Origin of the sequence: Candidatus Nitrospira nitrificans, assembly GCF_001458775.1 — a bacterium.
GTDB classification, from domain to species: domain Bacteria; phylum Nitrospirota; class Nitrospiria; order Nitrospirales; family Nitrospiraceae; genus Nitrospira_D; species Nitrospira_D nitrificans.
On record NZ_CZPZ01000001.1, the window covers coordinates 177202 to 200281 of the forward strand.

Consider the following 23080-nt stretch of genomic DNA (forward strand, 5'->3'; position numbering starts at 1 on the left):
GATCGCTCAGGTCTGCGGCAGGCAGGCTCCGTCGGCTCGAACGGTCGGTATCACAAGGTCGGCGAACCATCCGGAGCACCGGAACCGTCGCAACAATGTCTTGGCTAAAGTTGACATTCTGCCGGATGAGACGCCTGCGCCGGTGTCGACGATGAGGACTCGAAGACAGGAAACAACGGGTGCCTGGTAGGAAAATCCTCGGAAAGGACCATCTGCTTGCCCAGTTTGGTCTGGTGGCTGATCACCAGCGGCCCTCGCAAATTGGCGGTGATCCGACCAGGATCATCCGATGGAATGGTCAAGATCACGACCAGTGCCAGCTCTTCTCTCTCTTCCGCTCGAATTTCCGCCAAGGCATCGGCAGGAACGTCGACCTGATAGCCAGGATGAATCATGGCCGGATCCAGAATGACAAATGCCAGGGACGGTTCTTCGACGGATTGCAGCCACTTGAACGGAGCCTCGGTGTCATGATCGAGGATGACGTACCGTTGCTGTTCAGGGAAACCGAGCAACCCGGAAGGGAACGTCAAGATGCTTTCGTCGCGGACTTCGAATGACCCAAACCTGGTCGATAGACTCTTCACGATGGTGCCCTCACGAAGCAATCCGAGGTTTCGCGGCGATCAAGCGACGCAATGCGTCTATGGGAACCACCTGCGTTTTCGCAGCCAACCGGTTCTCCTCTTGAATCCTCACATAGACTTCTTCCCGATGGACCGCAACCACCGGCGGCGCTTCGATTCCCAGCCGGACTTGGCCACTCTTTATCCCAAGCACGACCACCCGGATATCCGGACCGATCGTGACACTTTCTCCACATCGACGGCTGAGTACCAACATACCGGCCTTCCTTGGCGAGAGGCACGAGCCTCACCCTTTTCGGCCTACTCGGCCGGAAACTTTACACGGCAATCGGACTGACTCTATCAACCGGAACAACCAGAAACGCGCGACGCGCTATCAACGCCCCCACCTGTTCTCATATGTAATTCAACAGCGAGTTTTCAAACACCTTGGTCAACGTCCTGCTGGCCGCTTCGATCGCATATTGCTGCAAGGTCAGATCGGAGATCGCTTTGGCCAAATCGACGTCTTCCGTTTCGGAAAGCGTCTTAATGAAAAAGCTTTTCGCTTCTTCGAGCTGTGCCGCGCTCGCCGTCAGTCGGTTCGATGTCGCGCCTACCTCTCCCTGAATGGCGGCAATCTGCGACACCCCCTGATTCAATTGTCCCAACGCGCCGCTGATGCCGAGTCGATAATTCCCACGCAGCGCGGAAACCAGTTGTTTGACCTCGGCGAAGATATCGACTCCGCCTTCGATGAAAGCCCGGCTCCCGGCAACGTTGGTCGGCACAGTCTGGCCTGTCCCGACTTCGATGGCATGAACGCCCGCGTCTCCCTGGTACTGCAGCCCTGAAACGACGGAAAAGAGATCGCCGGTCGCCGGCCCGCCGCTCCCGTTGGCCAACGTCATGCGAATCCCCTCGAAGCTGATCTCACTCCCCGGCGCATAGGTTTGGTTGGTGAGAACATTCCTGGGCGACAGGCTGACGGAAAAGGTATCCCCGGTTTGTGGCCCTCCCTGTTGACCGTTCGCCAACACCACACGCAAGCCGGCGAACGAAATCGCCTCGCCCGTCACGTAGGTATTGCCTGACGACAACGTCGTGCTGGTCGTCTGGTCCACCACCGAATACTGCGTCGGAGAGGTGAACTGGATTTGATAGTTGTGCAACGTGAGCTGCGCCGCATCCACCATGCCGGCGTCCCGTACGGCCACGCCGCCGGTGTTGGATGCCCCGCGGGACGTCGTGACAGGAGCCGTCACGTTCATCACGTCGTAAGTGCCGGGAGAGGTGAAACGAATCACGTAGTCGTCCAACGTCGCCGCATTGTCGTCGACGACTCGACCCTGTCCGGCCAGCGCTCCTCCTGTGTTGCCGAGAGCGGACGTCACCGTCGCGGTAAGGGCAAACGGCGCGCCACCGGTCGTCTCACTGCCGCCCGCGAATCCGACCGCTGCGTGAGCCAGACCTCCAGTGACACGCACCGTGGACTGCGAGCCGTTCAAATCGGACGTGATGCTCAAACGATTGTCTTCAAATGTGACCGTCACACTCTTTCCGGCATTGGTCAGGGCCGTATCGGCGTTGATGCGGCTTTGGACGCGCGCGGCCAGCTGGGCGCCGGTCAAGGACTCTGTCCCGGCTGTCAAATCGATCGTTCCCGACGTGGTTCCATCGACCATCACGGTGAGGGTATCATTGCTGCCGTTTGTCAATGTCAACGGTGTCGTGATCGCAAGTCCCGTCGCCCGCCCATGTGTGCTGGTGCCGGTGAAGATGGGCTGATTGTTCAATTCCATATTGGCCGTTTGTTGGAGCTGCGCGAACAGTTGGCGTACTTCCTTCGCCCCGATCACCCGATCCGCCGCGCTGTTCGTGTCGTTACGAAACTGTACGGCAAGCTGTTGCACGCGGGACAACGACGTCATCGCGTTGCTCAGCGCCGTATCCGAAAGATCCAGCCTTGTCTGCCCGAATACAATATTGCGCTTCCGTTGCTCAATCGCGGCAAGCGAGGCCTTGTCCAATGCAATATGGTTGAAGGCGCTGGGATCGTCGGACGGCTGACGCACCAATTTTCCGGTCGACACCTGTTGCTGGAATTCCAAACCCCGCGCGCGCGCGCGGGCCAGATTATTCGTCAACACACCGAAGGTCTGTAACTCTGTCACCCGCATAGAGACCTCGACGCTAAGGTTTGATCGACAACAGCGTTTGGAACATTTCGTCAGTGAGGCGCACCAGCCGCGAGGCGGCTTCGAATCCTCGTTGGAACTTGATCAGATTCACCAGTTCCTCGTCCATCGAGACGCCGGACACTTGAGCGCGCAATGTCTCGATCTGGTCCTTCAAAATCTCCTTCGCTTCTTTTTCACGGTCAGCCGTTTGCGCAGCGACACCGAGCTCTGCCGCGACAGACCGATAGGCATCCTGCAAGCTCCCGTTTTCCAGACTCGCAAATCGCTGGTGCTGGAGCGCAACCAGCGAGAGCAGGTTGGTATTGTTGCCGGGAGTCCCCGTTCGCGTGGATGAAGCCGCAACAGACGACGGATTGGTGAGCGTGACCGCCAGATCGCGCGCGGCATGACTGTACGAATCCACCTCGAAGACGTCCCCGGCCGCAGCCGCGCCGGTCAACGTCACACTGAGACCGTCAAACGTCAACGTCGCCGGGCCTGCGTACGTGCCTGAGGCCGCCGTACTGAGACCGGCGCTCAAGCCAAGCGATGCTCGAGCTGTCCCTCCGGTCATGTCGACCGCCGATGCCGCGGTCGTGTCATTCGATGTCATGACCAATCGGTTGGTTGTGGCGTCATAGGTGACCGCCACGGTTTTACCCGCCGCTTGCAACGCTCCATCGGCATTGATTTTTGCTTGCACTTCCTGCGCGAGGGCCGAGCCGGAAGTATACGACAAGCCTGGACTCGCAGTGCCTGCGAGTGTGATGGTGCCGGAAGCCACCCCATCGACGGTCACGGTAAGTGTGTCATTCACACCCGTTACAATGGACAAGGGCGCATCGGTGGACGGTGCCGTGATCGCTGTGCCGGTATAGTTACCGCGAATTGTCGCGCCCGTCGTGGCATCCACGATGGAATAGGCCGTTGCGGAGGAAAAGCGGATCTCGTAATCGTGAAACGTGAGCAGACTGTTTGCGGCAATCGCACCGCCATTGATCGCGGCAACTCCCTGGTTGGCAGTCACGGCCCGCGCAGACACCGCCGCGGGATTAAAGAAGTCGAGCCCGGTTGATCCGTCGAGTCCATACCCTCGCCGATGAATCATATTCACGGCGTTCGCCAGTGTCGCCGAGAGCCGGTCGAATGAGGCGTTCAGATCGCGAACGGTGGTATCACGGACATCCAAGAGGCTGCGTAAGCGGCCGTTCGAGATCAGAGCATCGATGCTCAAGGGACGTGTACCCCCTGTGGAATACCCGATGGAAAACAGCCCCTCGTTGTCCGAATCCTCGATGGCATTCAACTGCCGAATGGTGGTTCCTTCCACCAATACCTGCCCGCGCGCCGCAAAAACCGTCAGCGCGCCCGTGCCGGACTCGACGGTCGTGATATCGATCCGCACCGCCAACTCATTCAGTGCGAGCTCGCGCTGATCACGGAGGTCATTGGCGTTCTGACCCGTCACCTCGGCCGTAACAATCTGGTTATTCAGCTCGGCGATTTGTTTCGACAGGCTGTTGATTTCCATGACCGTCTGCTGGACCTGAAAGTTCAATGATTGTCGCGCGGCGACCAGATCGGAAGATACCTGATTCAGACTCGAGGCCAACTGTCTCGCGTTGGCCAACAGCACCGAACGAGCCGCCAACCCTCCCGGATTGGTCGACACATCTTGCAAACCACGAAAAAAATCATTCATTCGCGCGGCAACACCTTGATTGTTACTGTCTCCAAACAAGTTTTGGAGTCGGAACAACTCCTCTCTCGACACCGATAGTCGTCCGAGATTCTGCTGGACGGTCGTAAGCTGCCGGTTGATGAATTGGTCTGTATAGCGCCTGATGGACGTGGCCTGCACGCCGGTCCCCACCATGCCAGGTTGGCCGTTCAGCGGCGGACGTTCGGTAAGCACGGCTTCCTGCCGGGAATAGCCGGGTGTATTCACGTTGGCGATGTTCTGTCCGGTCACCGTGAGGGCTTGCTGCGAGGTGACCAGTGCGCTTCTGGCGATATCGAAGAGAGACGAGAGACCAATCATGCTTAGCCTTGCTGATGAATGAGCACGTTGACGCGGCCTGTGCCGATCGCTTGTCCATCGGCTGCATACAGATCCTTGGCCGGGCACACAGGAGCACCGGTCGACAGCGCTTGATCCACCACGCCGCGAATCCCCTCGATGAGCACCACGTTCTGTCCGATCTCGTCACGGACGGTCTTGGCCACCGTCATGTAACTTCGGTAGACGGCTCGCACGTCGTCTGATGAGGGGTCTTGGACATGGTCGATGAGTTCATGAATCGAGACGGTTCCCGGATGCAGACCATAGCGCCTCGCTAGGTCTTGAACGAGCTGCTGTCGTTCATCGGCAAGAGATTGCAACGATTCTAGAATCGACAGTCGACGGCAATTGATGGCATGAAACTCCGTAATCGCAAGCGTTCGAATAGCGGCTCGTTCAGTGTGGACCGTTTCAAGCAGCTGACGGCACGTGGCCTCTTCTTGGCGCAACAAGCGGCATAGTTGGGTGATCGCTGGGGGGAACGTGGACATACAGACTCCTTCTGACCGTACACATGCGCTGCGTTCCGCCATCCATCCCTTGCCCTCTTTCCCGAAGGGACCAGGACAAAAGGGACCACGGCGAGTGAAGATTCAGGAGCCTGAGCAGATGGATCTTACAGTATGGCGTCGGTTAGAACTTGCTTGACGATGGCATCTCCGACGGCGCGACCGCTGACGTCATACGTGCCGCTGTCAAGGGCACGCCTCACACGCTCCACCTGTTCAGCCCGTCCAGGATCAGGCTGATTGGCCAACTCCCGAATCCGATGAAGTTCCTTCGCTTGGGCCGAAATCTGAACCTCATCCTTACCCACCGGGGTGCGGGCAGCCGCCTGTCGACCGCCGGTCCCCTCGGTTTCCTGAACCCCAAGCAACAGCTTGGCAAGATGATCGACCTTCCCATGACCTGAAATCTGCATGTTGCCGCTCCTTCTCCCGGCTTCTCCTCTCCCAGCGACCAGGCTGAGAGAATTATGGACTTTACCCCGGTCGAGCCTCTTATCGGTTTTTACTCAGAAGAACTTGAGTGTTCCAAGGGAGATGATGAAAAATATTGTTGCGCATACTCCTGCACCATCTTGGCAATGCCTATCCCCCCAGATTCAGCCGCCCGTTTCCCGATCTCCTCGTCATAAAATGAGTAAAAATACGCCCCTTGCTTATTGGTGACGGTGCCCTCTGGAACCGTCTCCCTCATAACCTTCAGTAAATACGAGACAAAGTAGGCTTCGAACTGCCGCCCAGCTTGGACCATTTGTTGACGCGCCTCGGCAGGGTCCTGCGATTTCGAAGCAGTCGCCTGAGAAACAAGATGACCAACGCGCCCGGTCAATCCAGGATCCACATATCCTGGCGCAGATAACCCGGAATGGATTCCGTATGGTTCAGTAGTTTTCATATCTCGTGCATCTAAATGATTTCGAGGTTTGCTTGCAGCGCTCCTGCCGACCGCAGAGCCGAGAGGATTGCGACAAGGTCGCGCGGCGTCACCCCCACTGCATTGAGAGCCCGCACGACCTCTCCCAATGTCACCGTCTCATCCACGACCAAAAGCCGCGATTCTTGCTCCTTGACCTCCGTCTGCACATCGGGGGTCACGGTCGTCTGGCCTGCGGACGAACCGATAAGCGGCGCCGGCGGCTGCGACACGTTCAACGTGTTTTTCACTGAGATCGTGAGATTGCCATGAGAAATCGCGCACGTGGAGATCCGCACATGTTCTCCCAGCACGACTGTGCCGGTCCGTTCATTGACGACGACCTTGGCGATTGAATCGACGGTCACGTCAAGCCCCTCGATCGAGGCGATATATTCGACGACACGGCCTTGAAACACCTGAGGAATCGTCGCCTTCACAGATCCGGCATTCACGGCCGACGCGCTGCCTTTCCCGAACGCGCTCTCGATGGCCTCGGCGGTCCGGATGGCGGTCGTAAAATCAGGTTGCCGGAGAAGGACGGAGACTGTTTCCCATGAGTCGATATTGACGGGAAGCTCCTTTTCGATGATGGCCCCCCCGGGAATCACGCCGGCCGATTGATGATTCTTCACCACCGTCGCTCCGCCGGCCCCTCCCGTCCCGCCGAGAAAACCACCGATCGAGACGGGTCCCTGCGCGACGGCAAAGACCTGCTGGTTGGCCGCCTTTAACGGTGTGAGCAAGAGCGTCCCGCCTTGCAGGCTTTTGGCGTTCGCCATCGACGAGACCACGGCGTCCAGCGTCATCCCCGGTTTCGAGAACGGAGGAAGCTTGGCGGTCACCATCACCGAAGCGATGTTTCTCGTCAATAACTGGATGGGATCGATCACCAGATTGACGCCCATCTTGTTCAACATGGACATCATCGCCTGAATCGTGAACTGTCCACCGATGACTCGGTCCCCGGTGCTGTCCAGCCCGACCACCAAACCGTACCCGAGCAACTGGTTTTCTCGCACTCCTTCGATCACACCGATGTCCTTGATCCTCACCGCATCGGCGCCGGAGGGCATCAAGAGACCACCCGTCAGTATCAGTGCACTGACTATGGAGATACTTCGTTTGACCATGCGCGGGACACCTATCCTCTCCACAAACGTTTGGGAACGGAAACCGGCGACCGGCGACCAAGTATGATGCGCGACAGCCATCCTTGCGTAGAGGCGACTTCATTGTTCGAGTCGTGAGCCGCCTCTTCAAGCGCGTGGAATCGTGCCCTGCTCCCGAAGGTGGGAGGATCGAAGTCAGCGCGCCGCACCACCCCGCTCTGCACCATCATCTGCAGCGTACGCAGATTCATGGGGCGCCGCTTGAGCATGCTCCGCTGAATCGGTTTACGTCTCGTCGCAACCGTCATAACCCTCCTTCTCAGAACGGATAGACCCAATCGAGAATGCGAATGAACCACCCGGGGCGCTGCACATCGTCGAGCACCCCGAGACCTGAATATTCGATTCTGGCGTCGGCGATGGCGGATGACAGCACCGTATTCTTGGTGTCGACATCGACTCGACGCACGATGCCACCGATGCTCATCAACTGTTTTTCACTGTTGACCGTCACTTCACGACGTCCTTCGATGCGAAGATCGCCGTTCGGAAGCACTTCCGTCACGATCGTGGAGATGGTCCCCGTCAACGTCCCTTCGCGGCTGGTCGCGCCCTTTCCGCTGAATTTATTGGTGGCGCTTGCGTCGATCCCCATCCCTCGTCTCGTTTCATCGCTGAATCGTATGCCCGGTATTCCGATGTAGCCCATCGCGCTGCCGACCAGACTGTTTTTAATCGATGACTCACGCTGAGCCGCGGTATCGGCGGACTTCGACCCTTTATGGTTTTCGATGATCTTGACGGTGAGAATGTCGCCGATGCGCATCGCGCGAAGATCCTCATAGAGATAGGATCGCCCATTGTCTTCCTGCCACAGCGATCCGACCGTCTTGGGTGGAGGCAATGGGGGCACGACGATCTTGCTTGAAACATTCGGCGGACTCGAACATGCCTGAAGCAGCAGCACGACACCAACTAGCTGCACAGGATATGCAAAAAGGCTCCTGATCTCACTCGCCCAGCCCCGGCGCGCCAAGACGCGCCGTTCCGCGGGCAAGGCCGCAGCGAAAGAAGGGGCGCGGCGTACGCTTCGGTACGTTGAGCCTCTGAGCGATGCGAGAACGCCGCTGGCAGGCTTTTTCAGCATCGTGTTAGAACTCCACCTCAACGAGACTCGGAGCCACCACTTTGGCTCTCAGCTCCCTTCCGGAATCCAGATTGGCGACCATGACGGTCTGTCCGACCTGTCCGCTCGCCTTCGTCACGCCATAGGCTCGAATCGACAGCCCCCCGCGCCGCGCTTCGATCAGGACTCGATCACCCTTTTTGACCACCAACGGAAGCTTCACAAAGGCTGGGCGCAGCGGGGTATCCGGCGGAAGAGGCCGTGAGGCGCTCTTCCCGATGACCTCTGCCGGATCAGTCATGAAGGGATGGTTCAGCTGATGAACCCGCAGTCCGATGGTCTTGAGATCGCCCATGTCAATCAGTTCATCGGTCTTCAGAAAGCGGGTGACGACGACCGCGTCGATCATCGCCGCGATATCGGCCACAACCCGGATCGTTTTCCGAGCTTTCCCATGTGCCACTGCCTCCACATGAAACATCCGCCGTCCTAGACCTTCTTCCATGGAGTTGGGAGCGACGTGCAACTCCACCGTCCCGCCGGGGATCATCACCGGCTCAGCGGGCTCCAACACTGTCACCTGCACCGTCTTCACCTTGCGACCCCACTCGTCCGTCAAGTATGTCTGAACGGCCTTTCGAATCAGATCGGGAGTGACCTCGCTGACAGTCGCTCGATCCGCAACGGTGTCGGCTGCCCGATGGATTGAGCCTCGGGGCGACGACGCGATCGACCGGGACTCGCTCGACCCCGCGCTTGACGTCATGACATCGAAGCCTCCGGGTGAAAGGAGCACGATCAGCATCAGCCAGAATCTGGACATGAGACGCTCCTTATCGTCTGAGATTGTTCGCAATGGCCATCATTTCGTCGGAAGCCTGAATCGTCTTGGAGTTGATCTCGTAACTCCGCTGCGCAATGATCATGTTGACCATTTCTTCAGCGAGGTTGACATTCGAACTCTCCAAGAAACCCTGCTGGATCGTTCCGAATCCGGTCGTGAAGCCGCCTGTCCCTTGCGTCGGAGGCCCGGATGCAAAACTGTCGATAAAGAGATTGCCTCCCATCGCGACCAAGCCGGAAGGATTGTCGAACCGTGTCAATTGGATTTGCCCCACTTGCGACGCCTGTGTGACGCCCGGCAGCAACACCGAGACCGTGCCGTCCTGCCCGATATCCATCTTGAGCGCGCCGGACGGGATCGTAATCACGGGATTGAGGAGATCGCCGTCGCCGGTCACGAGATTACCCACATTGTCACGCTTAAACGAGCCGTTTCGGGTATACATGATCGTCCCATCGGGGCGGGACACTTGGAAAAATCCAGGCCCATCGATCGCCAGGTCTGTTTCGTTGTTCGTTTGACGCATGTTCCCTTGCAACCATTCTTTAGCGACCGTCGTCGGTCGAACCCCGGCTCCTACCTGGATGCCGACCGGAAACACTCCCACGTTGGATGCGTTCGTGCCCGGGAGTCGTTGAATCTGATACAGCAGGTCCGCAAACTCAGCCCGGCTGCGTTTGAAGGAGTTGGTGTTGACGTTGGCAAGGTTGTGCGCGACGGTGTCGACGTTGATCTGCTGAGCCGTCATTCCGGTCGCCGCGGTCCACATGGCTCTGATCATGGAAATCCTCCTACATATCTCGTCGTTCGTGAAGCGTATCTCGTCCTGACTTCGGACGCTTCACGCTAAACGCTTCACACTCTTAGAGCACCCGCCCTACGTCTTGAATCGCAACCTCGGCCATGCGATCAAGCGTTTGAATCAGCTTTTGCGTCGATTCATAGTTGCGCATTCCCTGAAGCATCTTCACCATCTCGCCGATCGAATTGACGTTGGACTCTTCGATGTGTCCGACCTGAATTTGCGGGTTCTTGTCGATGGTGCCTTTTTCCGAGAAGAACAACCCTTCCGATGATTTCTGCGGCATATTGTCATCCTGGAATTCCATGACTTTGATCGTCGCCACAGCCTTATCGTCGACTCTGATCTCGCCCTGTGCCGTAATATCGAGTTTTCCTGGAGGAATCTTGATCTCGCCCTTCGTCCCCATCAGCGGATAGCCAAGGCCTGTCACCAAGCGACGTTGATTATCCAACGACAGCATGCCGTTACGGGTATATCGAGGTCCTTGTGGCGTCTGTACCTCAAAAAACCCTCGTCCTTGAATTGCGACATCCAGCGGATTGCCGGTCAAGCGGATGCGACCCGGCTCAAAAGTGGTCTTGAGCTGATGCGGCGCGACAAAGGCGCGCTCGGATGGTCCGGATGGTCTGGCCATGATCTGTTGAGCCAATCCCCCGGTTCGGCTTCCGGTGGGAACGCCCGCTTGGTATCGGGGGAATATGGCCTTGAAGGCCTGCTCGTCCTGCTTGAACCCGGCCGTATTCACATTGGCCATATTGTTGGCGAAGACCTGCATTCGCCGTTCATGAGCCAGCGCTCCAGACAGAACGGAATAAATACCTCGATTCATATTGCTGACTCCTTTTGCCTTCGGAGACAGCAACCCTTATGCCAGATTTGTTTCAAACGGAGATTGCTCTATACGGAATTCAAACTCGGCCAAATGCAGGCGTGAATCGACATCCATGGTGACGTGCGAGGTTGGGAGGGACTCGCCCCGCCGTGACGCGAGGGTGGATTCTACCCACCGAGGTGAAAATTATTCCTAGCAATGACTGGTGAGGGACGCCGCGTGCCGATCGGAAGCCGGGGGAAAGGAGCTCGTCTCATGTCCGGTCAACCATGGCTGGGGAGCAGCCACGATCAGTGTGCTCCCCTCTGCGTGTGATCGACCATTCTCAAAGACATCCGATCCAGCCTCAAGAAGTGACTCGGCGTCAGTCCCCTGTTGCGGCCCCACGATTCCCCCAATCCGGCAAGACATCAGCAACTCCTGGCCTTCGATCAGGAGGGGGAGTGCGATGGCGCTCTGAATTTTCTCGGCGCTCACTCGGGCGTCATCCTGTGACGCGAGATTGTCGACGATCACGGCGAAGGTATACTCATTCAGGCGCGCCACCACATCGTGAGGCTGCAGCGCACTCTTGATTCGAGCCGCTTGCACTCGCACGACCAGGGTCATATTCGGAGCGGCCGAAGCGGTGGACAACGGACGAAACTGTTCTAAGCTACATACCAAGACCGCTACGCGCCGTTTGGTCGTCTCAGCCCTGCTCAACGCCTGCTTGAGAAGGACAAGAAACAGTCGTCGAGTGGGAAGACCAGTCACACCGTCATAGGCCGACGGCACACGATCAAGCTCGCGCCGCGCAAGGTCCTGAGCATACGGCCAATACAAAAATCCCACCACGCTGAATCCAGCCGCGACACAAAGACCCATCCATCCCACGACAAGCCGTACGGAGAGGACGTCGACCACACTTCTAGAATCGGCCGGTGTTGGCTCTATCCACGCCATGCTTAAGCCACACACCGCTGCCGAGATACACCACCATGCAAGAGCTCGCTTCCGAGAGCGGGGGAACGCATGGTGTGATACCTTCACGTGCATCGTCGTGATTGCTGATTGAAGGCCTGTCTACGCCAAATACCGGCCGAGATCTTGCCCGGAGGGTGTCGGGTTCTTGGACTCAGGACTGAATACGGGCAATCGCGGACGATCGCGAACAGCCTCGCAACGATTCCACACGGCAGCCCAGCCGGTCGGTCGATGCGGTCAGCTCGGTCTATGCAAATATGCCTTGAGCTGGATGATGGCCTTCGTATGGATTTGGCAAACCCGTGACTCAGTGACTTTCAACAACTCTCCGATTTCCTTCATCGTGAGCTCCTCGTAGTAATACAACGTTAAAACGAGGCGCTCTTTTTCCGGCAACATGTGAATGGCTTCGGCGATCAATTCCCGTTCACGCTCGTTGACCAATGAAGAAAGAGGATCCGGGGTATGCGTATCGGCCAACATCTTGACCACTTTGTGCCCGTCCGGTTCATGCAGGCCCAGATCGTCCACGCTGATCATCACCGCCCCTCTGGCCCTTGTAATAAACTCATCCAGCTCTTCCAGAGACATCTTCAGCTCCGTCGCCACCTCATCGTCATGTGGCGGTCGGCCCAGCCGGCTCATGAGCATCGTGTGAGTCTTTTGGAGCAGGCCGATTCGCTCATGAACCGATCGCGGGATCCAGTCCATCGACCGAATCTCATCGAGCATGGCGCCACGGATTCTGAACTCCGCATACGTCTTGAACTTCGCTTCCCGCGTGGGATCGTACTTGTCCATGGCGTCCATGAGTCCGATCGTGCCGACCGAAATCAGATCCTCCGCGTCGAGGTATGCCGGAAGGCGGAAGGCCAAGCGATGGGCCATCGCCCGGATGACATGGGCAAACTCCTTGATCAGCTGTTCGCGTCCGACTCCCTGGGCCGCAAAGGATTTCCGCTCGTGTGGTAAGGCCGTCTTGCTCATGTTCTTCCCATCGTTCAATCGGTGGTCAGTTACTGGCGGGCGTCGCCGCTCGTTGCCAAACAAGCTGTATGGAACTTTTGGGGAGACCCGGCCTCGGCCATTGAAGGACTTGCTGCGCCAATCGCTTGAACGCTTGGGCGGCCGGCGCATCCGGGAATATCTCAGAGAGCGCCTTCTGCTGCATGACGGCCAAATGCACATAGTCGTCATAGGGAATGACCCCGACTAATTCGACGGCCACATGCAGAAAATGATCCACCGCCACATCCAACTTGCCGAACACTTCCGCGGCTTCACGGGGGCTCTTGGCTTGATTCACCAGCACTTTGAACCGGCGTTCCCGATACTGGCGGGCCAAGACTTTGATCAGGGCATAGGCATCCGTAAGCGATGTCGGCTCCGGCGAGACGACGATCATCGTCTCATCCGACGCCGAGGCAAAAAAGGTGACGTTCGGTGAAATTCCCGCGCCGGTATCGATCAAAAGCACATCCATCTCCGACGTGAGCTGAGCCAACTGTTCCTGGATCATGACCTGTTGGGCTTCCGTCAGCGCCGTCAGACGCGCGACACCGGAGCTGGCCGGAATGACATGAATGCCCGCCGGGCCGTCGAGGACAATCTGGTCGATCGTATGGGTGCCCACCAAAACATCTTCGATGGTATGCCGTGGAACCAGCCCCAGGAGCACATCGAGGTTGCCTAACCCGAGGTCGGCATCCAAAATCAGCACCCGCTTGCCGAGCTTCGTGAGCGCAACGGCAAGGTTCGCAACCACATTGGACTTTCCGACTCCTCCCTTGCCGCTGGAAACCGCGATGACATGGGTGGGCGCGCCGCCTCGACGACTCAGATCCTCCGACATCAGGACTGACCTTCTTGCTCCAAACGGCATATCAAGACCTCCAGCCAGATTATCCATGGTGAATTGCTGCTTCCATTAACGCGGGAGTCGCGTCTGATGATCGACCTGCCCGATTGAGACGCCCCTGAGAACGATCAGAACGTTCCGTCGTCAACAACGCCGCCAAACGTTCAGAGGAGGCAACCTCGAGATCGCCGGGAACTCGCCGTCCGGTGCTCCAATAGGACAGCGGCACACCGGTTTGATGCGCGACTTCAAAGATGGTGCCGAACGATTCCGTTTCGTCGAGTTTGGTGAACAGCAGACGGAGCTGCGGGAGATCACTGAGGCGTGTCGTGATCCGACAGAGCTCCTGCTCCCTGATGGAAGCCGGAAACACCAGATGAGTCGTCACGGCCTCCTGCGGGAGAAGCCGCCGGAGTTCGTCGGCCAAGATCAAGTCGTTCGATCCAATCCCCGGCATGTCGATCAACACCAGATCGACCTGCCTATGGCGACGAAGCCCTTCATGGACCTGCCGAGCCGACACGGCACAAGCAAACGGCACCCCTACGACCCTGGCATACCGACGCAGCTGCTCCACCGCGGTTTCCCGAGAGGTATTAAAGGTAATGAGGGCGACGGATCTCCGTTGTTCGAGGCGATAATAGGACGCCAGTTTGGCCGCAGCCGCGGTCTTGCCGGCTCCGCTGGGTCCGATCAGGAGACCGATGGAGGGAAATCCCTCTCCCTGCAAGACCGGCTCGCTCGTTCGTACCCGAGTCGCGATTTCACGCCGGAGCGCATGCCGAACCGACTCATCGTCATCCGGACCGGCGCCTTGTCCGGTCTTGCACACCTCGTTCACCAACACATCCACAGTGGAAGCACTGATCCCCTGCGCGATAAGCGAGCGGCGCAGCCAAACCAGCATCGACACCGGTTGACTTTCGATGGACCGGACGTCGTCCCGCGACAAATCCTCCAAGAGGCGGCCTAATTCATTCACCACGGCATGCAGCTGTCGCCGCCGATTCGGTTTCATCGTCATTCGAGACGGCTTCACCGAGACGGACCGACCGACGGGCGGTGGCATCGTCTTCCCGTTGGGCTTCAACACTCCTTGCAGAGTCTGTTGAAAGTTCGGCGCAGACTTCGCCTCTGCATCGGACGGCTTCCTGGGCGCGGCACCCTGTGGAACTTGTTCAGCCGGCGGAAGGGGGCGTGAGACGTCTTGATCCGATGCGGCCATCACTTCCAAGACCGGTCGATTGAACGCTCGTAAGACTCGCCCGCCCTCACGCACTTCTTTGGCTGACAAGATAATGGCGTCCGGCCCCAGTTCTTCCTTGATGGCGCGCATGGCGTCCTGCATGGTCAGCGCGTGAAATGTCTTGACCTTCATGGCCTACCTTACGATCAACTATGCCAATTCGAAATCGATCCGCACCGTATCTAACGGCTGCAGGCGAACAAAGGAATCCACTTCATTGAGCCCCATGACGGGAACCGCATGTAACAAACGATCGCTGTGTCGCCGGAGGTGACGGCGAACAACCTGCGAGCAGAGTACGATCGGCTGCTGCCCTCGAGCCGCAACCCGCTCGGCGGCCTGTTTGAGGCCGGTCAACAACTTGTGCGAGAGCGTGGGGTCAAGGTTCAACAGGGCCCCGGGCGGCAAGGCCGCCGCTTGTTCCGCCAACGAGCGATCCAGTCGAGGATCCAAGGTAATGACCTGGAGACTCCCGTCAGGCGATTGATACTGCTTGGTGATGGTCCGAGCCAGCGCCTGCCGCGCATACTCCGTGAGCACTTCCGCGTCCTTGGTGGTGGTGGCTTGATCGGAAATCGCCTCGAGAATCGACCGGAGATCTCGAATCGGAATGCCCTCCTTGAGCAAGTTCCCAAGCACCCGGACGACCGTCCCGAGCGGCACCAGCGTGGGAATGAGCTCTTCCACCAATTTCGGATGCGCTTTCCCGACTTCATCCAACAGCGCTTGCACTTCCTGCCGTCCCAACAATTCAGAGCCGTGGCGCTTGATCAACTCGGAAAGATGCGTGGCGATCGCCGAGCTCGCGTCCACCACGGTATACCCGGCCATTTGCGCCTGTTCTCTGGCATTGTCAGGCACCCAGAGCGCCGGCAATCCGAATGCCGGCTCCTTGGTCGCAATGCCCTGCACCAAGCCCCGTTGGCCGGTACCTGGATCAATCGCCAACAGATGCCCAGGCAACACGTCGGCCTTGGCCACTTCCACGCCCTTCAACATGATGGCGTATTCGTTCGGACGCAGCTGGAGATTGTCACGGATATGAATGGGGGGCACGACAAAACCCATCGATTCCGCGAATTGACGCCGGAGCGCTTTAATCCGATCGAGCAATGCGGTGCCCTGCGTCCCCTCGACAAGACCTATCAAGCCGTACCCGACCTGCACTTCCATGAGATCGAGCGGAGTCACCCGAGTCAGACCTTCCTCGGCCTTGGGCGTGCTCGGAACAGGTGTCGGGGTAGTTTGAACCTGTTCCCGCTGATGGAGGTGATAGGCGACCCATGCGAGGGCGCTCCCTAACGCTAAGAACGCCACATGGGGCAGACCCGGCACCAATCCAAGCGCGAGGAGAATACCGGCGGCCATGCCCACCGGCTTGGGGGAGGTCAACAACTGCCGCGTCATCTCCCCGCCCAAATCCGTTTCCGACGCGGCGCGAGTCACCACGATACCCGCGGCGGTCGACACGATCAGCGCAGGGATCTGCGCCACCAATCCCTCCCCGACCGTCAACACGGTATAGGTTTGGGCCGCGAGCGCGGGACTCATGCCCTGCTGCAGAATACCGATCGCCAATCCGCCGATGATGTTGACGAGGACGATAATGACGGCCGCAATGGCATCCCCTCGAACAAACTTGCTGGCGCCGTCCATCGAGCCGTAAAAGTCCGCCTCTTGCGCGATTTCCCGGCGGCGACGGCGCGCGTCCGCCTCATTGATCACACCGGCATTCAAATCCGCATCGATACTCATCTGCTTGCCGGGCATGGCATCCAAGGTGAAGCGAGCGGCCACCTCGGCTACACGTCCGGCGCCCTTCGTCACCACGACGAAATTGATGATGACGAGAATGGAGAAGACGACCAACCCGACCGTGTAATTCCCCCCGACGATGAAGTTCCCGAACGCCCGAATCACCTCGCCGGCCGCCCCCGCCCCTTCGTTGCCGTGCAACAGAATAAGCCGCGTGGACGCAATGTTGAGGGAGAGCCTGAACAGCGTGATCACCAACAGGATGGATGGAAACACCGAGAACTCGATCGGACGCCGCACTTGCAGTCCGACCAGCAAGATAATCACCGACAAGGTGATATCGAAGCTCAACAACAAATCGAGCACAAATCGAGGCAACGGCAACAGCATCACCATGAGAATGGCCACCACCCCGACGGAGATGACGATGTCCGGATGCTTGATCAACTGAGGTTGTTCTACCGGTTCTATTGCCGTTGGCATAATCTCCTAGTCGTCCGTGAACAATTTCGGTTGATGCAAACACGATGACGGAACGTTTCCATACCTGGTGCGAGCGAAGAGGCGAGGCGTAGATAGTTTTCACCCGGCCCACCCATCGCCTGTATGAACAGGCGTTTGCCTAGGCCGTACGTTGAGCTTCTGAGCGATGCGAGAACGCCGTCGGCGAACTTTTTCAGCATCCTGTTCATGGAGTGACGCCTCTGGCTCGATACACAAACGCGAGGATCTCCGCGACCGCGCGGTACAGCTCGTTTGGAATCTCTTTGCCGATCTCGACGAGTTTGAACAGTGTTCGGGCCACGAATTTCTGTTCGACGACCGGCACCCCGTGATGTCGAGCCAACTCGCGGATACGTTCGGCAACCAAGCCGGCTCCTTTGGCGACGACCATAGGAGCGCCCATCGTGCTCGTGTCATACTTCAACGCCACAGCCAGGTGTGTCGGGTTGGTGATCACCACGTCCGCCGTCTTCACGGCGGCCATCATGCGTTTTTTCGTCATCTCTCGCTGAATGGTCCGCACGCGACTCTTGATGAGCGGATCGCCTTCCGCGGCCTTGTGTTCCTCCTTGATCTCTTGTATCGACATCCGGAGGTTGCGTTCCCACTCAAAACGTTGGTAGGCATAGTCAAACCCGGCCAGGACCGCGATGGCCCCGGCGACGGCCAATCCCACCTTCAACGAGAGCCGGCCGGTGACGTCCAGGACGCTGCCCATATCGAATCCCACCAACCCCGGGATCTGAAGCACGTCGTACCGGGCAACCCACAGGCCGACACCCGTCACAATCGCAATCTTGAGCAGCCCCTTCACCAGCTCCATCACAGACCGCAACGAGAAGAGCCGGGATAACCCCTTGATCGGACTGATGCGTTCGACATCCGGTTGAATCGCTTCGGCACGCCATAACATTCCTGTCTGCAGCAGCGCCGCGGCGCTCCCCATCACCAAAATGCCCAGCACGACCGGAAGACTCAGTGTCACCACCGTGAGGCTGGCCTGGATGACGACCTCGTACACCTGTTCGACGGACATATGTTGGTAAAACGCCAAGGGGAACGAGAGTGTGAGCCCTTGACGGGTCATCTCGGTCATCTTGAGAACGCCGACCGGCAACATGGCCGCCAGCAGCCCGATGCCGCTCAAGAGGATGACGGCCGTCGACAGATCGCGACTGATCGCGATCTGTCCCTTCTTGCGCGCCTCCTCTTTTCGTTTCGGCGTCGCTGGTTCTGTTTTATTGCTCCGATCCTCAGCCATGTCCCAGCGCTTTCATGAACTCCTCGATCGTCAATTGCAGTCGCTCTATTTCTCGGACTAAGAGTTCGACTACAAACGGCACGGACAGCGCCAACACCGCCAACCCGCCGGCGATCGTGACAGGGAAACTCAACACGAATACGTTGATCTGACTGACCGCCCGTCCCAGCAGCGCCAGAAGAATATTGATCAAAAGAATGATGACGAGCACGGGCGCCGCCAACTTCAACCCCACGACAAACATGTTCTGAGCGAGGCGGAGAATCGCCTCTCCCATGCCTCCGGTGAGGGACGCGCCGAATGCCGGAATGGATTCATAGCTCGAGAGAATCGTCGCCACCAGCAGGAGATGCCCGTTCAGCGAAAGGAAGATGAGGGTCGCCAGAAGGGTGAAGTATTGCCCGATGATGGGGGTATGCTCCGATGTCGTGGGATCCAACAGTTGAACGACGCCGAATCCCATCTGCACGCCGATCACCTCTCCGGCCAATTCAAGCGCCCCGAAAAACAATCGCACAGCCAGTCCGATCGCCAAACCGATGACCATTTCACTGATGAGCCCGCCGGCCAAGACAATAGGGTCATAGGGCACGGCGGGAAGTGGGACGATGGGAGCCAACAGCACGCCCAACGCCAGGACGAGCGCCACTTTGACTTTTGTAGGAACGGCCCGCCCGCTCAATACCGGCAGCGCGGCCAACAACCCGCCGATACGGGAAATGAGGACCAAAAACCCTTGAAACTCAGGAAGCAGAATCTGGATGGTCTGCGTCAACGCCGTACCCCCTCGTACGTCTTCGTCGCGAATTCAACGGGTGACGCGCCATGCCACAGGCGCGGCCGCAGCGAACGAAGACCTACATGATGTGAGAACAAGCCGGCCATTGTCACGGTCGCGTTAATGCACATAGTTGGGAATATTCATCAAAAGATCGGCCATGTAGGTGGTCATGGTGTTCATCATCCAGGGAAGGAAGAGCAGCAATGCCACGAACAGGACCACCACTTTCGGAACGAACGTGAGCGTGGCTTCGTTCAGTTGCGTCATGGCCTGGAACGCACTGACCGCCAGACCGATGAGCAGACTGAGCCCCAGAATCGGCGCCGACACCAACAGCGTCGTTTCTAATGCATGTCTGGCCAGCTCCGTGACCATTTCCGGCGTCATAGATTTCGTTCCTCGTCGTTCGTTTCTTCAATCCTAAGTTCCAGGTTTCACGTTCAAAAAACCTGAAACATGAAACTTGAAACCGTTGCCCGGTACGTTTCACGATCCACGTTTCACTGAAAGCTCCGCACCATCGAGCCTACGACCAGGTACCAACCATCGGCCAATACGAATAAGATCAACTTGAACGGCAGAGAGATCACGACAGGCGGAAGCAACATCATGCCCATCGACATGAGAATGCTCGCAACGACCATGTCGACGATGAGAAAGGGGATATAGATCAAGAACCCGATTTGAAACGCGATGCGTAGTTCGCTCAGAATGAAGGCCGGAATGATGGCCTGGGTCGGCACGTCCTCCGCCCGATCCGGTTTTGGCACGTGACTCAGCTTGATGAAGAGTTCGAGGTCCTTCTCCCTCACCTGGCGCAGCATAAAGTTGCGCACCGGCTCGATACCCTTCTTCCACGCATCTTCATACGAGATCTGCTCGGCCATCAATGGTTGGAGCGCGTTGTTGTAGACGGCCTGCCCCACCGGAGCCATGATGAAGATCGTCAGAAACAGCGCCAAGGACAGCAACACTTGATTCGGAGGAACCGACTGCGTTCCCAGCGCCTGTCGGAGAAAGGCCAACACGATGACGATTCTGGTAAAGGACGTCACCATGATGAAGAGGGCCGGCGCCAAGGAGAGCACCGTGAGCAGAATTAAGATCTGGATCGTCACGGCGGTTTGTTTCGGGCCATCCGCGCCGAAGTCGATGCTCACCGACGGACCGGCCGCCGCCGCTTCGGAGAGCGACAGCCCGAGCAGCGTGATCCCTCCGGCGATGATTCCCCAGACTATGTGCGCGCGCGACTCGTGCCTATTGATCATGAAGTCCCTTATGGCGATGCCACGCGTCGGGCAATACCCGCCGCGCCCAGGAGCCGAACCGTTCCTGGGACACCGGCGGGGTCTCACCGGAGACTTTCTCGCTGGTGAGGGCGAGTAATTCCCGCAATTCGGCTGAATCGTTGATGCGTCCCAGGGGAACAAGATCGGTCGCCGTCGTCCCCACGATCAAATACTCGCCCGCAACCGACACCAGAGCGATGGTCTTGCGCGGAGCGATATAGCCGCTGGCCAAGAGTCGAACGAGCGGGCGCCCGCCGGCCATCCCCAGTCGTTGCCCCATCACTCGCCGAACGGTCACTGCGACAATCCCCATCAGCACCAGCACAATGGCCAGGGCCGAGACGGTGCGGAACAAGCTTTCCCACAGATCGATCACAGGCTTCCCCTTGGGCGGCTCACCGTAACTGCTGGACACGCTCCGCCGCGCTGACGACATCCGTCAGGCGAATGCCGAATTTTTCATTGACGACCACGACTTCGCCGCGCGCGACCAGCTTGTTGTTCACCATCACTTCCATCGGTTCCCCCGCGAGTTTATCCAGCTCGATGACGGAGCCTTGCGCCAGTTGCAAGAGATCCCGGATGGCCATCTTCGTGGATCCGACGTACACCGTGATGCTCATCGGGATATCCAGGAGAAAGTCGATATTTTTCGGAGCGCCGTCCGTCACCGTGCTCTGGACCGACGGGAATGAAGCCGTCGGCGGAGACTGGTGATCGGTCGTCTGTGAATCGGCACGGGTTGCGGAATCTGACTCAGCCATAGTCACTCTCTCGTTGGTGTCATGACGAGCTCACCACTTTGGTCACGCGGCACGCGTGATTCCCCTTGTACACTCCAGGACTCCCCTGAAATTTGTGATGGCCCTCGATATAGCAGTCAAGCGGATCTCCCGGATGCTGATCGAGCAGGATCACATCGCCCGGCGCAAAATTCATCACGTCCTTCACCGTCACCGTGGCGGTGCCCAGCCTCACCGCGATCGGAAGCGGACAGTCGTGGAGTCGCTCTCGGAATCGCTGGATCCACTCGCCGTTTTGATCGACCTGATCGGAGACGAGACCTGAATAAAGTTTTTCTTTGATCGGCTCGAGCATGCTGTAGGGATACACGATGTACAGCTCCCTGGCCGTTTCCCCCAAGATGACCTGCAAGGTGACGACGACGACGATTTCGGATGAGGTCACCACCATCGCGAACTGCGGGTTGCTCTCAGACCGCACATACTCCACATTGATCGGCACGACGGCATGCCACGCCTTTTCCAGATCGACAAGCGAGTGGAGCAACAGCTTCTTGATGATCCGCAGTTGGACGGGCGTGAAGTCCCGCCCCTCGGGCTTCACGTGGGTTTGCCCTTTGCCCCCGAAAAAATAGTCCACGATCAGGTACACCAGGAACGCGTCCATCACGAAGAGCGCGCTGCCCCGTAACGGCGCCATATGAAACACGTTCAACGATGACGGCATCGGAACCTTTTTCAAGAACTCCCCGAACTTGATTACTTGCGTCCCGACGACGGCAAAATCGACAGCCTCCCGAAACATGCTGGTCCAGACGACCGATTGGCGGCGAATGAATCGGTCGTTGATCATTTCCATGGTCGGCATCCGCCCGCGGATGATTCGTTCCTGATTGAACAGATCGTACCCCTTGACACCCGTGGCTTCCTGGGCCGTGTCCTTCGGAGTCGTGTCCACATCACCGGAGACGACGCCCTTCAAGAGCGCATCGATCTCGTCCTGCGAGAGAATTTTTTCCATAGATCCCGCTGCTACTGAACGACGAATTCGGTGAAATACGCCGACCGGACGCCTGGTTTCTTTAAGAGGCCGTTGATGCGCTGCGTGATTTCATCACGTAACTGGAATTTCCCCTGCGTCGTCCTCACCGCATTGACGTCTTTGCTGCTGAGCAAGACCAGGACCGCATCCCGTATCTGAGGGATGTGCGCCGACAGCTCCGCGGAGACCGCTTCGCTGTCCGCCTCGAGTTTGAGGGTCAGCTTCAAATACCGAACGTCCGGCGTGTCCGCGAGATTGACGATGAAGGGATCCAAATCGAACATGGCGCCGGGCGAAGCGGCCTGACCATGTTTGCCGCCGGTCTCGCTTTTCGATTCGGTTTTGACCTCGGCTTCGGCTTTCTGTTCCTCTGAGCTCTCAGCCCCTTTACTGGCTCCTCCCAGGAATTTGACCGCCACAAACGCTCCGCCGACGCCGAATAGCAAGGCAACAACCGATACAATAATGAGCAGTTTAATGGGGAACGCCGGAGCGGGAGCTACGACGGGAGCTTTTTCGTCACCTGCGGCTGCATCTGCCATAACTCCTCCTCGATTGACTCGTTGGCCCGGTGCGAAGAGTGCAATGCATATGCCACTACACTTTGCGGTTCACCGATCAAAAGGACCAGAAATCACCATATCTGGCGCATACTCGTATACGACCAGCGCCACACACGGGTGGGCGCA

26 protein-coding genes are annotated in these 23080 nt (G+C 58.1%); all 26 read right to left on the reverse strand.

The window, feature by feature from the left end:
* Nucleotides 1–104 precede the first annotated feature (104 nt).
* Entirely contained in the window at nucleotides 105–587 is a 483-nt protein-coding gene (gene fliW, locus COMA2_RS00760; RefSeq protein ID WP_175304301.1) for a flagellar assembly protein FliW, read from the reverse strand.
* 10 nt (nucleotides 588–597) lie between these two features.
* A complete protein-coding gene (gene csrA, locus COMA2_RS00765) occupies nucleotides 598–843 on the reverse strand; it encodes a carbon storage regulator CsrA (protein ID WP_090893783.1) in 246 nt (81 codons plus the stop codon).
* A gap of 139 nt (nucleotides 844–982) precedes the next feature.
* Nucleotides 983–2746, reverse strand: a complete 1764-nt coding sequence (locus COMA2_RS00770) for a flagellin N-terminal helical domain-containing protein (protein WP_090893785.1) — start codon at nucleotides 2744–2746, stop codon at nucleotides 983–985.
* A 13-nt stretch (nucleotides 2747–2759) separates the two neighbouring features.
* On the reverse strand, nucleotides 2760–4787 hold the full coding sequence (gene flgK / locus COMA2_RS00775) for a flagellar hook-associated protein FlgK (protein WP_090893787.1): 2028 nt from the start codon (nucleotides 4785–4787) through the stop codon (nucleotides 2760–2762).
* 2 nt (nucleotides 4788–4789) lie between these two features.
* Nucleotides 4790–5299 carry a flagellar export chaperone FlgN gene (gene flgN, locus COMA2_RS00780; RefSeq protein ID WP_175304302.1) on the reverse strand — a complete coding sequence of 170 codons (510 nt, stop codon included), beginning with the start codon at nucleotides 5297–5299 and terminating at the stop codon, nucleotides 4790–4792.
* 125 nt (nucleotides 5300–5424) lie between these two features.
* Entirely contained in the window at nucleotides 5425–5730 is a 306-nt protein-coding gene (locus COMA2_RS00785) for a flagellar biosynthesis anti-sigma factor FlgM (protein ID WP_090893790.1), read from the reverse strand.
* Between the two features lie 89 nt (nucleotides 5731–5819).
* Nucleotides 5820–6209: a rod-binding protein gene (locus tag COMA2_RS00790; RefSeq protein ID WP_090893792.1), complete on the reverse strand. Its 390-nt coding sequence runs from the start codon at nucleotides 6207–6209 to the stop codon at nucleotides 5820–5822.
* Nucleotides 6210–6220: 11 nt separating this feature from the next.
* Nucleotides 6221–7360: a flagellar basal body P-ring protein FlgI gene (locus COMA2_RS00795; RefSeq protein WP_090893793.1), complete on the reverse strand. Its 1140-nt coding sequence runs from the start codon at nucleotides 7358–7360 to the stop codon at nucleotides 6221–6223.
* A gap of 11 nt (nucleotides 7361–7371) precedes the next feature.
* Nucleotides 7372–7647, reverse strand: a complete 276-nt coding sequence (locus COMA2_RS00800; RefSeq protein ID WP_090893795.1) for a hypothetical protein — start codon at nucleotides 7645–7647, stop codon at nucleotides 7372–7374.
* A gap of 11 nt (nucleotides 7648–7658) precedes the next feature.
* Complete coding sequence (locus tag COMA2_RS00805; protein ID WP_090893796.1) at nucleotides 7659–8486, reverse strand: flagellar basal body L-ring protein FlgH; 828 nt, start codon at nucleotides 8484–8486, stop codon at nucleotides 7659–7661.
* Between the two features lie 4 nt (nucleotides 8487–8490).
* Nucleotides 8491–9288: a flagellar basal body P-ring formation chaperone FlgA gene (flgA, locus tag COMA2_RS00810; protein ID WP_090893798.1), complete on the reverse strand. Its 798-nt coding sequence runs from the start codon at nucleotides 9286–9288 to the stop codon at nucleotides 8491–8493.
* A gap of 10 nt (nucleotides 9289–9298) precedes the next feature.
* Nucleotides 9299–10090 (reverse strand): flagellar basal-body rod protein FlgG, encoded by a 792-nt coding sequence (gene flgG, locus COMA2_RS00815; protein WP_090893800.1) that lies wholly within the window; start codon nucleotides 10088–10090, stop codon nucleotides 9299–9301.
* 82 nt (nucleotides 10091–10172) lie between these two features.
* A complete protein-coding gene (gene flgF, locus COMA2_RS00820) occupies nucleotides 10173–10943 on the reverse strand; it encodes a flagellar basal-body rod protein FlgF (protein ID WP_090893801.1) in 771 nt (256 codons plus the stop codon).
* A gap of 195 nt (nucleotides 10944–11138) precedes the next feature.
* Complete coding sequence (locus COMA2_RS00825) at nucleotides 11139–11891, reverse strand: diguanylate cyclase domain-containing protein (protein ID WP_175304303.1); 753 nt, start codon at nucleotides 11889–11891, stop codon at nucleotides 11139–11141.
* 258 nt (nucleotides 11892–12149) lie between these two features.
* Entirely contained in the window at nucleotides 12150–12899 is a 750-nt protein-coding gene (locus COMA2_RS00830; protein WP_175304304.1) for a sigma-70 family RNA polymerase sigma factor, read from the reverse strand.
* 25 nt (nucleotides 12900–12924) lie between these two features.
* A complete protein-coding gene (locus COMA2_RS00835; protein WP_245630790.1) occupies nucleotides 12925–13764 on the reverse strand; it encodes a MinD/ParA family protein in 840 nt (279 codons plus the stop codon).
* A 49-nt stretch (nucleotides 13765–13813) separates the two neighbouring features.
* Nucleotides 13814–15148 carry a flagellar biosynthesis GTPase FlhF gene (gene flhF / locus COMA2_RS00840; protein ID WP_090893806.1) on the reverse strand — a complete coding sequence of 445 codons (1335 nt, stop codon included), beginning with the start codon at nucleotides 15146–15148 and terminating at the stop codon, nucleotides 13814–13816.
* A gap of 18 nt (nucleotides 15149–15166) precedes the next feature.
* Complete coding sequence (gene flhA, locus COMA2_RS00845) at nucleotides 15167–17254, reverse strand: flagellar biosynthesis protein FlhA (protein ID WP_090893808.1); 2088 nt, start codon at nucleotides 17252–17254, stop codon at nucleotides 15167–15169.
* A gap of 205 nt (nucleotides 17255–17459) precedes the next feature.
* Nucleotides 17460–18536: a flagellar biosynthesis protein FlhB gene (flhB, locus tag COMA2_RS00850; protein ID WP_090893810.1), complete on the reverse strand. Its 1077-nt coding sequence runs from the start codon at nucleotides 18534–18536 to the stop codon at nucleotides 17460–17462.
* On the reverse strand, nucleotides 18529–19311 hold the full coding sequence (gene fliR / locus COMA2_RS00855) for a flagellar biosynthetic protein FliR (RefSeq protein ID WP_175304305.1): 783 nt from the start codon (nucleotides 19309–19311) through the stop codon (nucleotides 18529–18531). Before fliR ends, flhB begins: the two co-directional genes overlap by 8 nt.
* Nucleotides 19312–19434: 123 nt before the next feature.
* Nucleotides 19435–19704: a flagellar biosynthesis protein FliQ gene (gene fliQ / locus COMA2_RS00860; RefSeq protein WP_090893814.1), complete on the reverse strand. Its 270-nt coding sequence runs from the start codon at nucleotides 19702–19704 to the stop codon at nucleotides 19435–19437.
* Between the two features lie 113 nt (nucleotides 19705–19817).
* Complete coding sequence (gene fliP / locus COMA2_RS00865) at nucleotides 19818–20585, reverse strand: flagellar type III secretion system pore protein FliP (RefSeq protein WP_090893816.1); 768 nt, start codon at nucleotides 20583–20585, stop codon at nucleotides 19818–19820.
* A complete protein-coding gene (locus COMA2_RS00870; protein WP_175304306.1) occupies nucleotides 20575–20982 on the reverse strand; it encodes a FliO/MopB family protein in 408 nt (135 codons plus the stop codon). The genes fliP and COMA2_RS00870 overlap by 11 nt, the downstream gene beginning before the upstream one ends.
* Before the next feature lie 19 nt (nucleotides 20983–21001).
* Nucleotides 21002–21370 (reverse strand): flagellar motor switch protein FliN, encoded by a 369-nt coding sequence (gene fliN, locus COMA2_RS00875; RefSeq protein ID WP_090893820.1) that lies wholly within the window; start codon nucleotides 21368–21370, stop codon nucleotides 21002–21004.
* 19 nt (nucleotides 21371–21389) lie between these two features.
* Entirely contained in the window at nucleotides 21390–22370 is a 981-nt protein-coding gene (fliM, locus tag COMA2_RS00880; RefSeq protein ID WP_090893822.1) for a flagellar motor switch protein FliM, read from the reverse strand.
* Between the two features lie 11 nt (nucleotides 22371–22381).
* Entirely contained in the window at nucleotides 22382–22933 is a 552-nt protein-coding gene (locus COMA2_RS00885; protein WP_090893824.1) for a flagellar basal body-associated FliL family protein, read from the reverse strand.
* Nucleotides 22934–23080: the final 147 nt, after the last annotated feature.